The organism is Pleomorphochaeta sp. DL1XJH-081 (assembly GCF_049310885.1).
GTDB lineage: Bacteria > Spirochaetota > Spirochaetia > Sphaerochaetales > Sphaerochaetaceae > CAYZJV01.
Genome location: NZ_JBMDYO010000131.1, coordinates 1 through 262, shown reverse-complemented (window position 1 = coordinate 262; position 262 = coordinate 1). Strand labels below are relative to the sequence as shown.

The following is a 262-nucleotide window of genomic DNA, read 5'->3' as shown; positions in this document are numbered from 1 at the left end:
CTCACTTAAAGGGAATGTTCTCTCGCAAAGAAGTTGTTGACTATTATTTGCAAAAAACTGGTCTGGAGCCTCAAAACTGGACTTTTTATGAAGTGTTTGGTGTATTCCGTTTAGCAGTGATTGCCCAGCAAATCTATTACCGTTATTACCATAAACAAACAAGAAACCCTGCTTTTAAAGATTTCTGGATAGTGATTCATGCACTACATATCAGAGCTTTAAAACTTATCGCCCAGCAAAAATTGCAAGAATCGGAATTTGC

General features: G+C 37.0%; 1 pseudogene. It reads left to right on the top strand.

The window, feature by feature from the left end:
• Positions 1 to 262, top strand: a pseudogene (locus tag ACODJP_RS14195) (hypothetical protein); the annotation flags it as partial.